Source organism: Amycolatopsis sp. CA-230715, assembly GCF_018736145.1.
In the GTDB taxonomy this organism is placed as follows: Bacteria; Actinomycetota; Actinomycetes; order Mycobacteriales; family Pseudonocardiaceae; genus Amycolatopsis.
In genome coordinates, this window is sequence record NZ_CP059997.1 from 5,807,107 (window position 1) to 5,823,658 (window position 16,552).

The 16,552-nt window shown below is 70.1% G+C and carries 16 protein-coding genes; 9 read left to right on the forward strand and 7 right to left on the reverse strand.

Translation table 11 applies throughout. The features are described from left to right. The first annotated feature begins 150 nt into the window (after positions 1-150). The 5 genes from HUW46_RS27945 to HUW46_RS27965 all read left to right on the forward strand — a co-directional run bounded on the left by HUW46_RS27945 (position 151) and on the right by HUW46_RS27965 (position 5,662). Positions 151-1,521 carry a cystathionine beta-synthase gene (locus tag HUW46_RS27945; RefSeq protein ID WP_215541769.1) on the forward strand — a complete coding sequence of 457 codons (1,371 nt, stop codon included), beginning with the start codon at positions 151-153 and terminating at the stop codon, positions 1,519-1,521. Positions 1,522-1,643: 122 nt separating this feature from the next. After that, complete coding sequence (locus HUW46_RS27950; RefSeq protein WP_254124959.1) at positions 1,644-3,104, forward strand: hypothetical protein; 1,461 nt, start codon at positions 1,644-1,646, stop codon at positions 3,102-3,104. A gap of 147 nt (positions 3,105-3,251) precedes the next feature. Then, positions 3,252-3,908, forward strand: coding sequence for a hypothetical protein (locus HUW46_RS27955; protein ID WP_215541770.1), 657 nt, complete (start codon positions 3,252-3,254; stop codon positions 3,906-3,908). A 1-nt stretch (position 3,909) separates the two neighbouring features. After that, positions 3,910-4,512: a hypothetical protein gene (locus HUW46_RS27960; protein ID WP_215541771.1), complete on the forward strand. Its 603-nt coding sequence runs from the start codon at positions 3,910-3,912 to the stop codon at positions 4,510-4,512. Beyond that, positions 4,505-5,662, forward strand: a complete 1,158-nt coding sequence (locus HUW46_RS27965; RefSeq protein WP_215541772.1) for a cystathionine gamma-synthase — start codon at positions 4,505-4,507, stop codon at positions 5,660-5,662. Before HUW46_RS27960 ends, HUW46_RS27965 begins: the two co-directional genes overlap by 8 nt. On the opposite strand, the gene HUW46_RS27970 is transcribed toward HUW46_RS27965, so the two are convergent. Then, positions 5,659-5,949, reverse strand: coding sequence for a hypothetical protein (locus HUW46_RS27970; protein ID WP_254124960.1), 291 nt, complete (start codon positions 5,947-5,949; stop codon positions 5,659-5,661). The two genes, HUW46_RS27965 and HUW46_RS27970, sit on opposite strands and share 4 nt — an antisense overlap. Before the next feature lie 97 nt (positions 5,950-6,046). Between HUW46_RS27970 and ilvA the strand changes: the two genes are divergently transcribed. Then, positions 6,047-7,252 (forward strand): threonine ammonia-lyase, encoded by a 1,206-nt coding sequence (gene ilvA / locus HUW46_RS27975; protein WP_215541773.1) that lies wholly within the window; start codon positions 6,047-6,049, stop codon positions 7,250-7,252. 55 nt (positions 7,253-7,307) lie between these two features. On the opposite strand, the gene hppD is transcribed toward ilvA, so the two are convergent. Continuing rightward, positions 7,308-8,513, reverse strand: coding sequence for a 4-hydroxyphenylpyruvate dioxygenase (gene hppD, locus HUW46_RS27980; RefSeq protein ID WP_215541774.1), 1,206 nt, complete (start codon positions 8,511-8,513; stop codon positions 7,308-7,310). A gap of 146 nt (positions 8,514-8,659) precedes the next feature. Here hppD and HUW46_RS27985 point away from each other — a divergent pair, with 146 nt between their 5' ends. Continuing rightward, entirely contained in the window at positions 8,660-9,127 is a 468-nt protein-coding gene (locus HUW46_RS27985) for an Lrp/AsnC family transcriptional regulator (protein WP_215541775.1), read from the forward strand. Here the strand turns inward: HUW46_RS27985 and HUW46_RS27990 are convergent. From HUW46_RS27990 to HUW46_RS28000, 3 genes are all read right to left on the reverse strand, one after another. Beyond that, positions 9,124-9,918, reverse strand: a complete 795-nt coding sequence (locus HUW46_RS27990; RefSeq protein WP_215541776.1) for an MBL fold metallo-hydrolase — start codon at positions 9,916-9,918, stop codon at positions 9,124-9,126. The two genes, HUW46_RS27985 and HUW46_RS27990, sit on opposite strands and share 4 nt — an antisense overlap. A 65-nt stretch (positions 9,919-9,983) precedes the next feature. Further along, positions 9,984-10,481, reverse strand: a complete 498-nt coding sequence (gene greA, locus HUW46_RS27995; protein ID WP_215541777.1) for a transcription elongation factor GreA — start codon at positions 10,479-10,481, stop codon at positions 9,984-9,986. Between the two features lie 193 nt (positions 10,482-10,674). Then, a complete protein-coding gene (locus HUW46_RS28000; RefSeq protein ID WP_215541778.1) occupies positions 10,675-11,130 on the reverse strand; it encodes a DUF4307 domain-containing protein in 456 nt (151 codons plus the stop codon). A gap of 140 nt (positions 11,131-11,270) precedes the next feature. On the opposite strand from HUW46_RS28000, the gene mca reads away from it, so the two are divergent. Continuing rightward, complete coding sequence (mca, locus tag HUW46_RS28005; RefSeq protein WP_215541779.1) at positions 11,271-12,182, forward strand: mycothiol conjugate amidase Mca; 912 nt, start codon at positions 11,271-11,273, stop codon at positions 12,180-12,182. Further along, complete coding sequence (locus tag HUW46_RS28010; protein ID WP_215541780.1) at positions 12,179-12,550, forward strand: hypothetical protein; 372 nt, start codon at positions 12,179-12,181, stop codon at positions 12,548-12,550. Before mca ends, HUW46_RS28010 begins: the two co-directional genes overlap by 4 nt. A gap of 36 nt (positions 12,551-12,586) precedes the next feature. On the opposite strand, the gene HUW46_RS28015 is transcribed toward HUW46_RS28010, so the two are convergent. After that, a complete protein-coding gene (locus HUW46_RS28015; RefSeq protein ID WP_215541781.1) occupies positions 12,587-15,112 on the reverse strand; it encodes a polynucleotide kinase-phosphatase in 2,526 nt (841 codons plus the stop codon). Further along, complete coding sequence (locus HUW46_RS28020; RefSeq protein WP_215541782.1) at positions 15,109-16,497, reverse strand: 3' terminal RNA ribose 2'-O-methyltransferase Hen1; 1,389 nt, start codon at positions 16,495-16,497, stop codon at positions 15,109-15,111. The genes HUW46_RS28015 and HUW46_RS28020 overlap by 4 nt, the downstream gene beginning before the upstream one ends. Positions 16,498-16,552 lie beyond the last annotated feature (55 nt).

A 16,552-nucleotide genomic window follows, 5' to 3' on the forward strand; every position in this document is an offset into this window, starting at 1 on the left:
GCTCACCATCTTGCCGCTTCGGTCGCGCGAGACAAACCGAAACGCGACGCCTGCCACTTTCCGCGGCTTGCGGTGGAAGGGTCCGCCCGGCGTTTAGGCTTGCCAGCGCACCACGGCGCCGAGACCCGGCGCGCGAGAACAGGAGCTGTCGTGGAGTACGCCGAGCACATCGTCGACCTGGTGGGCAACACGCCCCTGGTCAAGCTGAACTCGCTGGCCGAGGGCCTCAAGCCGCTCGTGCTCGCGAAGGTGGAGTACGTCAACCCCGGCGGCAGCGTGAAGGACCGCATCGCGCTGCGCATGGTGGAGGCGGCCGAAGCCTCCGGCGAGCTGCGCCCCGGCGGCACCATCGTCGAGCCGACCTCGGGCAACACCGGGGTCGGGCTGGCCATGGTCGCCCAGCGCAAGGGCTACCACTGCGTGTTCGTCTGCCCCGACAAGGTCAGCGAGGACAAGCGGAACGTCCTCAAGGCCTACGGCGCGCGAGTGGTGGTGTGCCCGACGGCCGTCGCGCCCGAGCACCCCGACTCCTACTACAACGTCTCCGACCGGCTCGTCCGCGAGATCGACGGCGCGTGGAAGCCGAACCAGTACGCGAACCCGGAGAACCCGGCGAGCCACTACCACTCGACCGGCCCCGAGCTGTGGCGGCAGACCGACGGGCGGATCACGCACTTCGTCGCGGGCGTCGGCACCGGCGGCACGATCTCGGGCACCGGGAAGTACCTGAAGGAGATCTCCTCCGGGCGCGTCAAGATCGTCGGCGCCGACCCGGAGGGTTCGGTGTACTCCGGCGGCAGCGGCCGTCCGTACCTGGTCGAAGGCGTCGGCGAGGACTTCTGGCCGGAGACCTACGACCGCGGCATCGCCGACGAGATCATCCCGATCTCCGACGCCGACTCGTTCGACATCACGCGCAGGCTCGCGCTCGAAGAGGGCCTCCTCGTCGGCGGCTCGTGCGGCATGGCGGTCGCCGCGGCGCTGCGCCTCGCCGAACGCGGCACCGAGGACGACGTGATCGTGGTGCTGCTCCCCGACGGCGGCCGCGGCTACCTCACCAAGGTGTTCAACGACGCGTGGATGTCGTCGTACGGCTTCCTCCCGCCCGACTCGACCGGCGCCACCGTGGGTGACGTGCTGCGCCTCAAGGACGGCTCGCTACCCGACCTCGTGCACAGCCACCCGAACGAGACCGTCGCCGAGGCCGTCGCCATCCTCAGCGAGTTCTCGGTCAGCCAGATGCCCGTGGTGAGCGCAGAACCGCCGGTGATGGCGGCCGAGGTGGTGGGCGCGGTCAACGAGCGCGAGCTGCTCGACGCCCTGTTCACCGGGAAGGCCAACCTCGCCGACCGGCTCGAGCAGCACATGTCCCCGCCGCTGCCGACGATCGGCGCGGGCGAGCCGGTCGGCAGCGCGATGGACGCGCTGTCCGGTGCCGACGGCGCGCTCGTGCTCGTCGACGGGAAGCCCGCGGGCGTGGTCACCAGGCACGATCTGCTCGGCTTCCTCGCGGGCCGCTGATCGCGCGGAAGAGAGATAGATCGCGTCCCAGGTTCGGGGCGTTACGAGCGGGCCGCACCCCTATCCGATAGCGTGTGCCCGAGTCAACGTTTAGGTCCTCTTCGAGGGGGTTCAAGACCCACATGAGTGCTCCGCAGCCACCGAACCAGCCGTGGGGTGGCGGGCAGCCACCGCAGGGCCCACCGAGTGGTCCCCAGCCCCAGCAAGACAACCCTTTCGGCGCGCCGGAGCCCACCCAGGTGGTGCAGCCGGGGCAGCCGCAGGGCGGCGGTCAGTTCGGCGACACCCCCGAGCCGACGCAGGTCGTGCAGCCCGCCAAGCCGGACGAGTCGGGTGCGACCCAGGTCGTCAACAACCCCAACCCGAACGACCCGAACGCCACCCAGATGGTGAACCCGGCCGGTGAGGGCCCCGGCGCGGAGTCGACGCAGCTCGTGCCGCCCGGCTCGCAGCCGCCCGCGGCGATCCCGTACGCCCCGCCGCCGAGCGCGGCGGACAACCCCGCCGCGATGAACCCGCAGGGCGGCGGCTTCGGCCAGCCCGGCCCGCAGGGCGCGTTCGGGCAGCCGGGTCAGCCCGGCGGCTTCGGCCAGCCCGGCGGCTTCGATCCCTCGCAGGGCCAGCAGGGCCCCGGCGGCCCCGGTGGGTTCGGCCCGCCGCCCGGCCAGTTCGGGCCCCCGCCCGGTCAGCCAGGCCCCGGCGGCTTCGGTCCGCCCCCCGGCCAGTTCGGCCCGCCGCCCGGCGGCCCCGGCGGCAACAACGCCATGATCTCGATGATCATCGCCGGTGTCGTCGGCTTGCTGAGCCTGATCGCCGCGATTCTGGTGATCACGCTCTGGGCCGACACGTCTGGCGTGCCCTCCGTGAGCGATGCGGTCGACGCGGCGCTGAAGCGATGCGACAGCCTTCCGCGTGGCGCGGAACAGTGCCGTGCGCTGGTCAACCAGCAGGCGGACAAGGCCCCGTCCATGGGGCCGCTCATCTTCTTCCTGATCATGAGCCTGGTCGGTTCGCTGGCCGGGCTCGCCGGTGGTGTGCTGATCTTCCTGAAGCAGAAGTTCAGCCACTTCGTGCTCATCGGCGGCGGCTTCCTGCTGCTGCTCTTCTCGATCATCACCGGCGCGAAGTACGACTTCGTCGGCCGCGTCGTCATCGACCTGATCATCGGTGTCATCATCCTCGGCGTCGGTGTGCTCGGATTCCTGCCGAACACCAGGGGTTTCCTGAACATCGGCGCTGGTGGTCCCGGTGGGCCTGGTGGGCCCGGCGGTTTCGGTGGTCCCGGCGGTTTCGGTGGTCCCGGCGGCTTCGGGCAGCCCGGTCCGCCGCCTCCCGGCGGTTTCGGTGGTCCCGGTGGCCCTGGCGGTTTCGGCCAGCCCGGCCCGCCGTCCGGTGGCTTCCCGCCGCCCGGTGGCCCGCAGGGTCCGCCCAGCGGTGGCTTCCCGCAGCAGGGCCCTCCCGGTGGTTTCGGGCAGCCCGGCCAGCAGCCGGGTGGTTTCCCGCCGCCCGGTGGTCCGCAGGGTCCGCCAAGCGGTGGCTTCGGCCAGCCCGGTCAGCCGGGCCAGCAGCCGCCGCAGTGGTGAGCTGAACCAAGCAGTCGCCGATGCCCCGTCCGGATCCCGGGCGGGGCATCGGCGTTCTCGCAATCGTTGTCGGGAAAAGCATGTGGCCAGGAGCGCGGCGGGGCTAGGGTGGCCGCACCTGACAGCCACGGTCGATGTGGGGGAGAAGTGACCAATCCGTACGGCTACCCGGCTCAGCAAGGTCCTGGCTACGGGGGCTACGGCCAGGGCGGCTACCCGGCGCCTCAGCAGCGGCCCGGCGGTGTGACCGCGATCCTCGCCGCCGTCTTCGGCCTGCTCGCCGCGGTCGGCGGCGGCCTGGTGCTGATCCGCGCGCTGGTCCAGCTCGGCGACCTCGGGGTGAGCATCGGCGATCTCCCCGGCAACGCGCTGACCTCGCTGGGGCTGTTCATGGCCGCCGCGCTGTTCGGGCTGCTCGGTGCGGTCATCACGTTCTTCCGCTCGGCCGCGGGCGCGATCCTGCTGCTGATCGGCGCCGTCGTGGGCCTGGCCGCCTTCTTCCTCTACCCCGCGCTGCTCAAGCTCAAGTTCGGCCGGTTCATGAGCGAGGTGTTCGGCTTCGGCGACGCGGTGTACATCGGCATGCTCGCCTTGCTGGTGTTCGCGCCGCTGACGCTCATCTTCGCCGCGCTCCCGCCGACGTTCCGCTACCTGCGCTACCGCGCGCCCGTGGCGGGGTTCGACCCGTCTCAGGGCGGCGGCTACCCGCAGCAGCAGGCACCGGGATACCCGCAGCAGCAGCCGGGTTACCCGCCCCAGCAGGGGCCGCAGCAGCAGGGGTACCCGCCGAACCAGGGCTGGTGACATGAGCGGCCCGCTCCCGCCCTTCTCGCCGCAGGGGCCCGGTCCGCAGGGTTTCCAGCCCCACCAGGGCTATCCGCCGCAACCGGGGTACCCGCCCCAGCAGGGACCCCAGGGCTACCCGCAGGCCGGTCAGCCGGAGCCGAGCGCGGGCGCGGCCCGTGCGGCGGCGTCGATCGCGCTGGTGGCAGGGATCTGGCAGGTCATGCAGGTCATCGACCAGGTCCACCAGATCTTCGGGCGCTACCCCGCGGACCACATCGCGAGCGCCGCGGTGCGGGTGGTGCTGGCGCTGCTGATCCTGCCCGGCGCCATCCTGCTGTTCACCCGTCGCCCGATCGGCTGGAAGCTGATCGTGGCCGGGTGCGTCGCGGCGGTCCTCGCCAACATCGCGTCGTTCGTGCTGATGGGCTTCGTCGGCGTGTACTTCCCGATGGACGACTTCCTGAAGGCACCGCGGGCGTGGTCGCTGCTGGTGTCCACGGTGCTCACGATCGTGCTGCTCGTCTTCGCGCTGCTGCCGTCGACGCGGCGCTGGGCGGCCAGCCGACCCCTCCCACCCGTTGGGAACCCGGGGCCGTGGTCGTACGCTGGTCCGCATGGGTGACGACGCCGCAAGGTTCGGATTCGAGACACGTGCCATCCACGCCGGCCAGCAGCCGGATCCCCGCACTGGGGCGGTGATCGTGCCGATCTACCAGACCTCGACCTACGCGCAGGACGGGGTCGGTGGCACGCGCGAAGGCGACTACGAGTATTCGCGCACCGCGAACCCCACGCGCACCGCGCTGGAGGAAGCGCTCGCGTCGCTGGAGGGCGCGCGCCACGGGCTCGCGTTCGCCTCCGGGATGGCCGCCACGGACGCACTGCTGCGCAGCGTGCTGCGGCCGGGCGATCACCTCGTGCTCGGCAACGACGCCTACGGCGGCACGTTCCGCCTCATCGACAAGGTGCTCACGCAGTGGGGCGTCGAGTACACCGTCGCCGATCTGTCCCGTGTGGACGAAGTGCGCGCCGCGGTCCGGCCGGAGACCAAGCTCGTCTGGTGCGAGTCGCCGTCGAACCCGCTGCTGGGCATCGCCGATCTCGCCGCGCTCGCCGGGATCGCGCACGAAGCGGGCGCGAAACTGGTGGTGGACAACACTTTCGCGACCCCGTACCTGCAGACGCCGCTCGAACTCGGCGCCGACGTCGTGGTGCACTCCACGACGAAGTACCTCGGCGGACATTCCGATGTGGTCGGTGGCGCGATACTGACCAATGAGGACGAACTGCGCGAGAAGCTGTTCTTCATCCGGAATTCCGCCGGTGCCGTCCCGGGTGCGTTCGACGCGTGGCTGACGCTGCGCGGCATCAAGACCCTCGCGGTCAGGATGGAACGGCACTGCGACAACGCGGAGCTGGTCGCCGAGGCCCTTTCCGCGCATCCCAAGGTCACCAAGGTCTTCTACCCCGGTCTCGAAGACCACCCCGGGCACGAAACCGCCGCGAAGCAGATGCGCCGGTTCGGCGGGATGGTGTCGTTCACCCACGCCGACGGTGAGCAGGCCGCGCTCGACGTCGCCGCGAACACGGAGTTGTTCATCCTGGCGGAGTCGCTCGGCGGGATCGAATCGCTCATCGAGCACCCCGGCCGGATGACGCACGCGAGCACGGCGGGGTCGACGCTGCAGGTGCCCGCGGAACTCGTGCGGCTTTCGGTCGGCATCGAAGACGGCGCCGACCTCGTCGCGGATCTGCGAAAAGCGCTGGGCTAGGGCTGGAACTTCGCGCCGGTGTTCGGGCCGCTGCCTTCGACGGAGGCCGGGACACCGGGGCGGGCCGGGGTGAGGTCCGTCGTGTTCACGCAGCCGCCGACCAGCTCGACGTGGTTGTCGTGCCGGATGTACTGGCCGGGGTCGCCGCAGGAGGCCTGCTCGACGGTGTAGAAGGCGGCACCGGTGAGCGCGGCCGCTGAGACGATGCCGAGCACCATGGAAAGCGCGCCGGTGGAACGGGGGCCGTGCGCTCTTCGCGTGGCGTCCGGTTCGCTCCCCAGTCGCATGCTTTCTCCTGTTCGCGTCGTCACTGGTTCGCCCTAGGGTACTCGTAGTGCGGAACCGGCAGGGGGCGGCACGGCGCAGGTGGCATCATCCGGTGTCATGCGACTCGTGAGCTTGGACCGGATCCACAAGGCCCGGACGCTGCTCGAGGGCGTGATCCGTCAGACGCCGATGGAACACGCTCGCGACCTGCGGCAGATGCACAACGGCGCGGTGTACCTGAAATGCGAGAACCTGCAGCGCACCGGTTCCTTCAAGATCAGGGGCGCCTACACCCGCATCCACGGCCTCAGCGACGCCGAACGCGCGCGCGGCGTCGTCGCCGCCAGCGCGGGCAACCACGCGCAGGGCGTGGCGCTGGCCGCGTCGCTGCTCGGCACGAAGGCGACCGTGTTCATGCCGGAACGGGCGCCGCTGCCGAAAGTGGCGGCGACGAGAGGGTACGGCGCGGACGTCCACCTGCACGGCGCCCTGCTGGAGGAAACGCTCGCGGAGGCCATCGAATTCGGGGAGCGCACCGGCGCGGTGTTCATCCACCCGTTCGACCACGAAGACGTCATCGCGGGCCAGGGCACGGTGGGGCTCGAGGTGCTGGAGCAGGTGCCCGAGGTGGGCACGGTGCTGGTGGCGACCGGCGGCGGCGGGCTCGTCGGCGGGGTCGCGTCCGCGGTGAAGGCGAGCAACCCGCGCGTGCGGGTGGTCGGCGTGCAGGCGGAAAACGCCGCCGCCTTCCCGGATTCGCTCGCCGCGGGGAAACCGATGCGGCTGCCGAACCCGCACACCATGGCGGACGGGATCGCGGTCGGCATGCCGGGCGAGGTCAGCTACGCGCACGTCGAGGCGATGGTGGACGAGATCGTCACGGTGACCGAGGAATCGCTGTCGCGCGCGGTGCTGCTGTGCCTGGAGCGCCGGAAGCTGGTGGTGGAGCCCGCCGGCGCGGCGGCGGTGGCGGCGCTGCTGGAGCACCCCGGCGCGTTCGAACCGCCGATCGTGGCGATCCTGTCCGGCGGCAACGTGGACCCGCTCCTGCTGCTGCAGATCATCCAGCACGGCATGACCTCGGGCGGGCGGTACCTGAAGCTGCACCTGCGGGTGCCGGACCGGCCGGGCTCGCTGGCCGCGGTGCTGCAGCGGGTGAGCGAACTCGGGGCCAACGTGCTCGACGTCGAGCATTCCCGGATCTCCGGCGCGCTCGAACTGGGCGAGGTGGATTTGTCGCTGGCACTGGAAACCCGCGGCCCCGAGCACTGCCGCGAACTCGGCAAGGAACTCCAGAACGCGGGCTTCACCGTGCAGCCCTGAAACGCGCTGAGCGCCCCGAAGGTGATCTCCGGGGCGCTCAGGTCGCGTTGCGGGGTCAGAGGTTGCCGCGGCGCTCCTGCTCGCGCTCGATCGCCTCGAACAGTGCCTTGAAGTTCCCCTTGCCGAAGCCGAGCGAACCGTGGCGCTCGATCATCTCGTAGAACACGGTCGGCCGGTCGCCGATCGGCTTGGTGAAGATCTGCAGCAGGTACCCGTCCTCGTCGCGGTCGACCAGGATCCGGTGCTCCTTCAGCACCTCGATCGGCACCCGCACCTCGCCGATCCTCGCGCGCAGTTCGGGGTCGTCGTAGTAGGAGTCCGGGGTCTCCAGGAACTCGACGCCCGCGGCGCGCATGGCCGTCACGGTGGCGATGATGTCGTTCGTGGCGAGCGCGATGTGCTGGCAGCCCGCGCCGCCGTAGAACTCGAGGTACTCGTCGATCTGCGACTTCTTCTTCGCGATCGCGGGCTCGTTGAGCGGGAACTTCACCCGGTGGTTGCCGTTGGACACCACCTTGCTCATCAGCGCCGAGTAGTCGGTGGCGATGTCGTCGCCGACGAACTCCGCCATGTTCACGAAGCCCATCACACGGTGGTACCAGTCCACCCAGTAGTCCATCTTGCCGAGCTCGACGTTGCCGACGCAGTGGTCGACGGCCTGGAACAGTCGCTTCGGCGCGCCTTCCGGCCGCTTCACGGTGCTCTTCTTCGACTCGTAGCCGGGCAGGTAGACGCCGTCGTAGCGCGAGCGGTCGATGAGCGAGTGGCGGGTTTCGCCGTAGGTCGCGATGGCCGCCATGCGAACGGTGCCGTGCTCGTCGGACACGTCGTGCGGCTCCTCCAGCACGGTGGCGCCCTGTCCGCGCGCGTGCTCGATGCACTTGTCCACATCGGACACTTCGAGTGCGAGGTCGATGACGCCGTCGCCGTGGCGGCGGTGGTGGTCGAGCAGCGGGGAGTCGGGCTGGACGCCGCCGGTGATCACGAACCGCGCCGAACCCGACTTCAGCACGAACGACTTGCGCTCGAAGTTCCCGGTCTCCGGGCCCGAGTACGCGACGAGCTGCATGCCGAACGCGACCTGGTAGAACCAAGCGGTCTGGGTGGCGTTGCCCGCGATGAACACGACCGCGTCCATGGCCTTGACCGGGAACGGGTCGGCCGAAGCGTCGTGGTCGACGAGCCCGACGAGCTGACGGAGCTGGTCGTAGCTGACGTCGTCGAGCCCGGAGCCCGAGCCCGGTCCGAGGGTCTGCGTCATGGCGGCCTCCCTGTGGTGGTGTGCGGTACTTCGCAGAATCCACGGGGCGGGCAAGATGAGCAATAGATGCAATAATTGCTGGACAGTATGGCTAGTTACCCGCCGGGATCGCCGGTCAGGTTGGGCAATCTGTGTAGGAGGATTCCATGGCACTCGACGCACTGGACGCGCGCCTGCTGCTCCTGCTGACGGACTCGCCGCGCCTCGGGGTGCTCGAATGCGCGCGGCGGCTCGGCGTCGCGCGGGGCACTGTGCAGGCTCGGCTGGACAGGCTGACCGAAAAAGGGGTGCTCGGCGGGTTCCCGCCCGAACTGGACCTGGCCGCGATGGGGTACGGCCTGACCGCGTTCGCGGTGCTCGAGATCCGGCAGGGCAGGCGCGCGGAGGTGACCGAGGCGCTCACCGCGATCGACGAGGTGTGCGAGGTGCACGCCACCACCGGCCAGGGTGACCTGTTCGTGCGGATGGTGGCGCGCGACAACGACGATCTGCAGCGCGTGATCGACGAGGTTGTCGGCGTCCCGGACGTCCTGCGCACCTCGACGTCGATCGCGCTGTCCACCCCCGTCCGGCCCCGTGTGCGGCCCCTCTTGGAGCGAACCGCGCGCGGTTAGCGCACGTGCTCGAGGTAGCGCTTGACGGACCGCCGCACGATGTCGTGCCCGTCCGCGGGGATCGTCGAATCCCACCACGCGCCGTAGATCGCGTCGAACTCGTACGGTTCCAGCAGTTCACCGGCCCGCTGCACGATTTCCGGGCGCTCGGGGATCAGGTTCGGGTAGCTGTACATGAACGCGACGAACTTCCGGTCCGGGATGACCTGCACGATGTCGCCGGACAGCAGTGCGCCCTTGCCGTGGTTCCAGTGCAGCACGGTGCCACCCGCGAAGTGCACGCCGAGGTTGACCAGGGTCAGGTCGTCGGCGAGCCGGTGGGTCCGCCCGCTCCAGTACTCGATCGCCGGGTCCGGCCGCCCGACCCATTCGCGATCGGATTCGTGCAGGTGGATCGGCACGTCGAAAGCGCGCGCCCACTCGACCATCGTCGTGTAGTAGTGCGGGTGGCTGATCGCGACCCCGGTGATCCCGCCGAGTTCGGTGACCCGCCGGACGATCTCGTCGTCGAGGTAGGCGACGCAGTCCCACAGGAAGTTGCCGGACGCGGCGCGCACCAGGAGCGCGCGTTCGCCGATCGCGAACCGCGGCTGGGTGCCGATGCCGAGGAGCCCCGGCCCCTCTTCCTCGATCCGGGCGGCGTACTCGCCGCTCGCGCGCATTTCGTCGAGACTGGTCCACCGCTGGCCCGAGGCGGGTACGTACTGGCGCTCGTCCTCGCAGATCGGACAGTCTTCACGCGCGGCGGCGTACTGCGTGCCACAGGTGACGCAGATCGGTAAGGGACTCATGGCCCAAAACTAGCCGGAAACATGCGCGCCCGACCATGAAAAACCGGGCGCGCACGTCCCCGTCGTCAGCCCGTGTAGGGGACGGCCTTCACCAGGGTGACCTTCTGGATGCTGCCGTTGGGCAGCTCGTACTCGCGGGCTTCGCCCTCCTTGGCGCCGAGCAGCGCCTTCCCGAGCGGGGAGTCGGGCGAGTACACGTCGAGCCCGCCTTCGGCACCCTCTTCGCGAGTGGCGAGCAGGAACTGCTCGTCCGCGTCGTCGCCGTCGTAGCGCACGGTCAGCACCTTGCCGGGGCCGGCGGTGCCGTCGTTGGCCGGCGCTTCGCCGACCTTCGCGTTGCGAAGCAGTTCCTGGAGGTGGCGGATCCTGGCCTCGGCCTGACCCTGCTCCTCACGGGCGGCGTGGTAGCCCCCGTTCTCCTTCAGGTCACCTTCTTCGCGGCTGTCGTTGATGCGCGCAGCGATGACCGGACGATTCTCGATCGCTTCGTCGAGCTCGTGCTTGAGCCTGTCGTAGGCATCCTGAGTCAGCCAGGTCACCTTGGTGTCGCTCACGGCCACCATCTCCTCGTTGTGCCTGCCAGGCTTGGGTATGCAAGCCGGCGGCCGCGTGAAGCGAGCCCACGCGGCTGGATAAAGGAAAAACACGGCCCGTCTTGGGCCGTGCCGGTAGATCAGGATAACACGGTTGAGCAGGTCAACGCCGCTCAGTTGTCCGTATTTCGGACGCCGAACGCATCGTTCACCCCGTTGGCCGCTACTCGCTTGACAAGTACGGAGGTACTTCGTAAGAGCAGCCGAACACGTCCGAGGTGACCGGTTTCCCGATGCTCTTGATCGTCGTCTTCACGGTGGTCACGGTGCTGGTGCCGGGCGGGACGAAGACCTCCCTGCGGCCACTCTCCGCACCCGCCTTGTCACGCACCCGGACCACGCAGACGCCGGGTTTGCCCGGTTCGTCCCTGGTTACCTGGAGGGTCATCGACATGGCGTCACCGGGAAGCTCCTCGAAGCCCGCCCGTTCCGCGTCGATGGGCGCGGAGCCGAGGTTCACGTAGGCCACCCAGGTGACGATCCCGCTCACCACCACCGCGATCGCGCCGTACAGCCACTTCCGCCACTTCTTCGGCGTGCGGGTGCGTGCGCGCCCGTAGCGGTCGGCCAGCCCTTGGTCGACGGTGGCCTGGTCGGTGGCCAACGGCGGGCCTCCCATCGGTCTTGTCGTGGTGGCGAGGACAATGGACCTCAGAACGGCGGGGCAGGTGCCCCGCCCACCGTCTCCAGTATCCGCGCCGGCGCGGGGGCGAGAAGCGCGGGGCGAGGAATACGAACCGGGAAGGGACCGTTGCGGGCATGGTGACTGCTGACGATCTGGGAGCGGCGGGGCAACCCCGCCTGCGTTTGATGGCCGTGCACGCCCATCCCGACGACGAGTCGAGCAAGGGCGCCGCGACGATGGCGAAGTACGTGGCCGAGGGGGCCGACGTGATGGTCGTCACCTGCACGGGTGGCGAGGCGGGCAGCATCCTGAACCCGGCGATGGACCGTCCCGACGTGCTCGAGAACATGACCGAGATCCGCCGCGAGGAGATGGCGCGCGCGGCGAAGATCCTCGGCGTCCAGCACCGCTGGCTCGGGTTCGTCGACTCCGGGCTCCCGGAGGGCGATCCGCTGCCCCCACTGCCGGAAGGCTCGTTCGCGGTGATCCCGCTGGAGGAGTCCACCGAGGCGCTGGTGCGGGCGATCCGCGAGTTCCGGCCGCACGTGATCCTCACCTACGACGAGAACGGCGGCTACCCGCATCCCGACCACATCCGCACCCACGAGGTGTCGATGGCCGCCTTCGACGCGGCGGCCGAGCCCGACCGGTTCCCCGAGACGGGCGAGCCGTGGCAGGCGCTGAAGCTGTACTACATGCACGGCTTCTCGCGGGCGAAGCTGGAGTCGTTCCACAAGGTGCTGACCGAGGCCGGGCTCGAGTCGCCGTACGAGGAGTGGCTGTCCAAGTGGGATCCCGACCACCCCGACGTGATGGAACGGGTCACCACCAGGATCGAATGCGCGGACTACTTCGAGTTCAGGGACGAGGCGCTGAAGGCGCACGCCACCCAGATCGACCCGGACAGCCGGTGGTTCGCGGTCCCGCTGGAGATGCAGCGCGAGGCGTGGTCGACCGAGGAGTACGAACTGGTGCGGTCGCTCGTCGACAGCACGCTCCCGGAGGATGACCTGTTCGCGGGGGTTCGTGAGAAGGTAGCCACATGAGTTTTGTCTTGCCCGCTGCGGTCGCGGTACCCCTCACGGTCACCGCGACCGCGCTGGCGCAGCAGCCGGACAACAACCCCGGCGGGGACAAGGGCGGCCAGGGGGAGGACTTCGGCAAGTCCTCCCCGACCGGCCTGCTGATCCTGATCCTCTTCCTGATCGCGGTCGCGTTCCTGGTCAGATCCATGACCAAGCACCTCAAGCGCGTGCCGGCCAGCTTCGACGAGGAAGAGGAGGCCCCGGCCGAGGCGGACAAGGCCGAGGACGAGGCGGCCACCCCCGCCGAGGCCGCGGAATCCGCCGAAGCCGCCGAGCGTGCCGAATCGGAAGCGCCGCCGTCGAAGCAGGAGAAAGCCGACCACTCCTAGCGATACCGCACGCCCCGAAGGTGGCCTCCAGCGCCGTCAGAGTCGCGGGTCCACCGGATCGGATTCCAGCGCCAGTACGGCGAACACGCATTCGTGCACGCGCCACAGCGGTTCCCCGCGTGCGACCCGTTGCAGCGCTTCCAGCCCCAGCGCGTACTCCCGCAACGCGAGCGCGCGCTTGCGGTTGAGGCTTCGCGTCCGCAGCCGGGACAGGTTCTCCTCCACGGTGTAGTCGGGGCCGTAGATGATCCGCAGGTACTCCCGGCCGCGCACCTTGACGCCCGGCTGCACGAGACCCCGCGTGCCGCGGGTCAGGTTCGCCGCCGGTTTGACGACCATGCCCTCGCCGCCCGCGGCGGTCAGCTCCTGCCACCACGCGGTACCGGCCGCGACGGAGTCCTCGTCCGTGGTGTCCACGGAAAGGGTCCTGGTCGCCGCGAACAGCTCGGGATCCGCCGCCCTCAGCCGCTCCGCGAGCGCGAGGTGCCACTCGTGCGGGCGTTCGTGGTGCGACGCGCCCTCGGAGGCCAGCACCTGGAACGGCGCGAGCCGCACCCCGGCCAGGCCCTCGGTCGGCCAGCAGTAGCGCCGGTACGCGGTGCGGTAGTCGTCCACAGTGGACGATCGGGCTGCCGTCCTGTCCAGCAGGTCGCCCACGTCGATGCCGCGCGACGCCGCTTCGGCCAGTGCTTCCGCGGCGACCGGCAGCGCGGCCTGCGCGGCGGCGCCGACCGACGCGTACTGGTCCGCGATCAGCTGTCCTGCCTTGAGGCTCCACGGCATCAGCTCCGCGTCCAGCAGGAGCCAGCCGGTGTCCAGTTCGGACCACAGGTCCGCAGCCGTCACCGCGTCTCGCACCCGCGCGAGCAGGGCGGAACTTTCGTCGCCGCGGAAGAACGGGCGCCCCGTCCTCGTGTAGACGACACCGGCTCCGTCCACACCGAACCGCCGCGGTGCGACGGTTTCGTCGCGGCAGACGAGCACGACCGCGCGCGAGCCCATGTGCTTCTCCTCGCACACCACGGACTGGACGCCAGCCGAGCGGAACTCGGCGAACGCCTGGTCGGGGTGCTCCAGGTGACCCTCCACAGTGGACGTCGCGCTGGGCGCCATGGTCGGCGGCAGGTACAGCAGCCAGCGCGGGTCGGTGGCGAACCGGCTCATCACCTCCAGCGCGGCCGCGGACTGTTCCGCCGAGACGCCGACACGGCCGTGGTGCTGCGTCTGCACGATCCGCTTCCCGGTGACGTCGGCCAGTTCCAGCACCGCGGGCTCGCGCTGGCGAGCCGCCGACGGGGGCAGGTCCTCGGCGGGCAGCAGCGGTTTGACGGGTTCGTACCAGACCTTCTTCGCCTTGACCGAGACGACGTCGCGTTCCGGGTAGCGCAGCGCGGTCAGCTTGCCGCCGAACACGCATCCGGTGTCGAGGCACATCGTGCCGTTGATCCATTCCGCGTCCGGGGTCGGCGTGTGTCCATAGAGGACCATCGCGTCGCCGCGGTAGTCCCGCGCCCACGGCAGGCGCACCGGCAGGCCGTACTCGTCGGTCTCACCGGTGGTGTCGCCGTACAGCGCGGTGCTGCGGACCCGCGCGGAAGCGCGGCCGTGGAACCGTTCGGGCAGCCCGGCGTGCGCGACGACGAGCTTTCCGCCGTCCAGCACGTAGTGCGCGATGAGGCCGTCGCAGAACGCGTCGACCTTCGCGCGGAACTCGTCGTCGGTCGCGGCCAACTGCTCCAGCGATTCGGCGAGCCCGTGCGAAACCTGGACGCGCCGCCCGTGCAGCGCGCGCACCAGCTTCTGCTCGTGGTTGCCGCACACCACCAGCGCGTGCCCGCGCTCGACCATGTCCATCACGATCCGCAGCACGCCGGGGGTGTCCGGGCCGCGGTCGACGAGATCGCCGACGAACACCGCGGTCCGGCCTTCGGGATGCCCGGTGCCCGGCGCGTACCCGAGCGTCGCGAGCAGTTCCTCCAATTCCTCGCGGCAGCCGTGGACGTCTCCGATCACGTCGAACGGGCCGCTCAGCTCGCGCCGGTCGTTGAGCAGCGGCTCGATGACGATCTCGGCCTCGGCGACCTCTTCGAGCGTCCGCAGCACGTGCACGCGCCGGAAACCCTCGCGCTGCAACGTCTTCAGCGAGCGCCGCAGGTTCTGCCGGTGCCGTTTGATCACGTGCACGCCGAAGTCGCGGTCCGGCCGGGTCTCGTTGCGCGCCACGCAGACCTGCTCCGGAAGGTCGAGCACGATCGCGGTCGGCAGCACGTCGTGCTCCTTCGCGAGCTTGATCAGGCCCGCTCGGTCCTGCTGCTGCACGTTGGTGGCGTCGACGACGGTCAGCCTGCCCGCCGCGAGCCGCTTGCCCGCCACGAAGTGCAGCGCGTCGAAGGCGTCCTTCGACGCCGACTGGTCGTTTTCGTCGTCGGCGACCATGCCGCGGAAGGTGTCGCTGGAGAGCACCTGCGACGGCGCGAAATGCGTGCGCGCGAAGGTCGACTTGCCGGATCCGGACGCGCCGACGAGCGCGACGAGGGACATGTCGGGAATGGTGAGCTTCATGCCGCGACCTCCTTCCTGGCGGTGAAGACGGCGAGTTGAGTCGGCGGCCCGACCTCGGGATCTTCGACGCCGACGGGCAGGTACCGGACGTCGTAGGAATACCGCGCGGCCACAGTGGACGCCCACGACCGGAACTGCGCACGCGTCCATTCGAAACGGTGGTCGCCGTGCCGGAACGCGCCGGCGGGCAGGGTTTCGAAGCGCACGTTGTACTCCGAGTTCGGGGTGGTCACCACGACGGTGCCGGGGCGGGCGACGGAGAACACCGCGTGCTCCATCGCGGGCAGGCGCTCCTCCTCGATGTGCTCGATGACCTCCATCAGCACGGCGGCGTCGTACCCGGCCAGCGACGGATCCGCGTAGGTCAGCGCCGACTGCCGCAGCGTGACGCGATCGCGCGCGTGTTCGGGCAGGCGGTCGAGCTTCAGCTTGCGCTCGGCGGTGTCGAGCGCGCGCGCCGAAACGTCGAGCCCGACGATCTCGGTGAACGACGGTTCCGACATCAACACCCGGAGCAGCGCGCCACCGCCGCAGCCGAGGTCGAGCACACGCCGCGCACCCGCGCCGCGCAACGTCGCGAGCACGGTGCCCTGGCGCTGCACCGCCAGTGGCTGCGGCTGATCCGGCGCCTCGGTGACGCGCGGCTCTTCCGGCTCGGACTCCGGATCGGATTCGGCGAGCCGTTCGAGCGCGTAGTTGACGTACGCGCGGCGGTGCACGAGGTACCGCTTGGCGATCAGGTCGCGTTCCGGGTGCTCGCCGAGCCAGCCCTCACCCATGCGCAGCAGCTTGTCCGCCTCGTCCTGGCTCACCCAGTAGTGCTTCGCGCCGTCGAGCGCGGGTAGCAGCACGTACAGGTGGCGCAGCGCGTCGGCGAGGCGGACCGTCCCGGTGAGCGTCACGTCGGCGTACCGGGATTCGCCCCATTCGGGGAATTCCGGATCGAGCGGCGCGACCGTGCCGGACACGGTCCAGCCCAGCGGCGCGAACAGGCGCTCGACGAGTTCGAGGCCGCCGCGCGCGGACAGCGACGGCACGCGGATCGTCAACGGGATCGCCTGCCCGGCGAGTTCGGGACGCGCGTCGCAACGGCCGGTCATCGCGGTGGTGAACACCGCGCGCAACGCGACCGCGAGCTGCGATCCCGCCGCGTACGGGCGGTCGTTGACGTACTGGGTCAGCCCGCCGCGCCGGTCGCGCACCATCGCGACCGGGTCGAGTTCGATCAGCAGCGCCACCGTGCACTCCTGTTCCGTCGCGCGCGGGTAGAACACGTGCGCGGTACCGGCCGAGATCGGGAACAACTGCGGTCGGCCCGGATGTTTGTGCAGCAGGAAACCGAGATCGGTGGCGGGTGAGTGCGTGGTGCTGATCGTCAGGAACACCGGCACAGTGTGCCAAAGCGGGCCGGTGCGCACAGGTGGTTTTGCAATGGGACCC

Excerpts from the sequence above, each read along its gene's own strand:
- HUW46_RS28015 (WP_215541781.1), bottom strand. The coding sequence starts at position 15,112 with ATGAAGCTCACCATTCCCGACATGTCCCTCGTCGCGCTCGTCGGCGCG.
- hppD (WP_215541774.1), bottom strand. The coding sequence starts at position 8,513 with ATGACGCAGACCCTCGGACCGGGCTCGGGCTCCGGGCTCGACGACGTC.
- HUW46_RS27990 (WP_215541776.1), bottom strand. The coding sequence starts at position 9,918 with ATGAGTCCCTTACCGATCTGCGTCACCTGTGGCACGCAGTACGCCGCC.
- HUW46_RS27965 (WP_215541772.1), top strand. The coding sequence starts at position 4,505 with ATGGGTGACGACGCCGCAAGGTTCGGATTCGAGACACGTGCCATCCAC.
- HUW46_RS27950 (WP_254124959.1), top strand. The coding sequence starts at position 1,644 with ATGAGTGCTCCGCAGCCACCGAACCAGCCGTGGGGTGGCGGGCAGCCA.
- mca (WP_215541779.1), top strand. The coding sequence starts at position 11,271 with ATGGTGACTGCTGACGATCTGGGAGCGGCGGGGCAACCCCGCCTGCGT.
- HUW46_RS27970 (WP_254124960.1), bottom strand. The coding sequence starts at position 5,949 with ATGCGACTGGGGAGCGAACCGGACGCCACGCGAAGAGCGCACGGCCCC.
- HUW46_RS27960 (WP_215541771.1), top strand. The coding sequence starts at position 3,910 with ATGAGCGGCCCGCTCCCGCCCTTCTCGCCGCAGGGGCCCGGTCCGCAG.
- ilvA (WP_215541773.1), top strand. The coding sequence starts at position 6,047 with ATGCGACTCGTGAGCTTGGACCGGATCCACAAGGCCCGGACGCTGCTC.
- HUW46_RS27985 (WP_215541775.1), top strand. The coding sequence starts at position 8,660 with ATGGCACTCGACGCACTGGACGCGCGCCTGCTGCTCCTGCTGACGGAC.
- HUW46_RS28010 (WP_215541780.1), top strand. The coding sequence starts at position 12,179 with ATGAGTTTTGTCTTGCCCGCTGCGGTCGCGGTACCCCTCACGGTCACC.
- HUW46_RS28000 (WP_215541778.1), bottom strand. The coding sequence starts at position 11,130 with ATGGGAGGCCCGCCGTTGGCCACCGACCAGGCCACCGTCGACCAAGGG.
- greA (WP_215541777.1), bottom strand. The coding sequence starts at position 10,481 with ATGGTGGCCGTGAGCGACACCAAGGTGACCTGGCTGACTCAGGATGCC.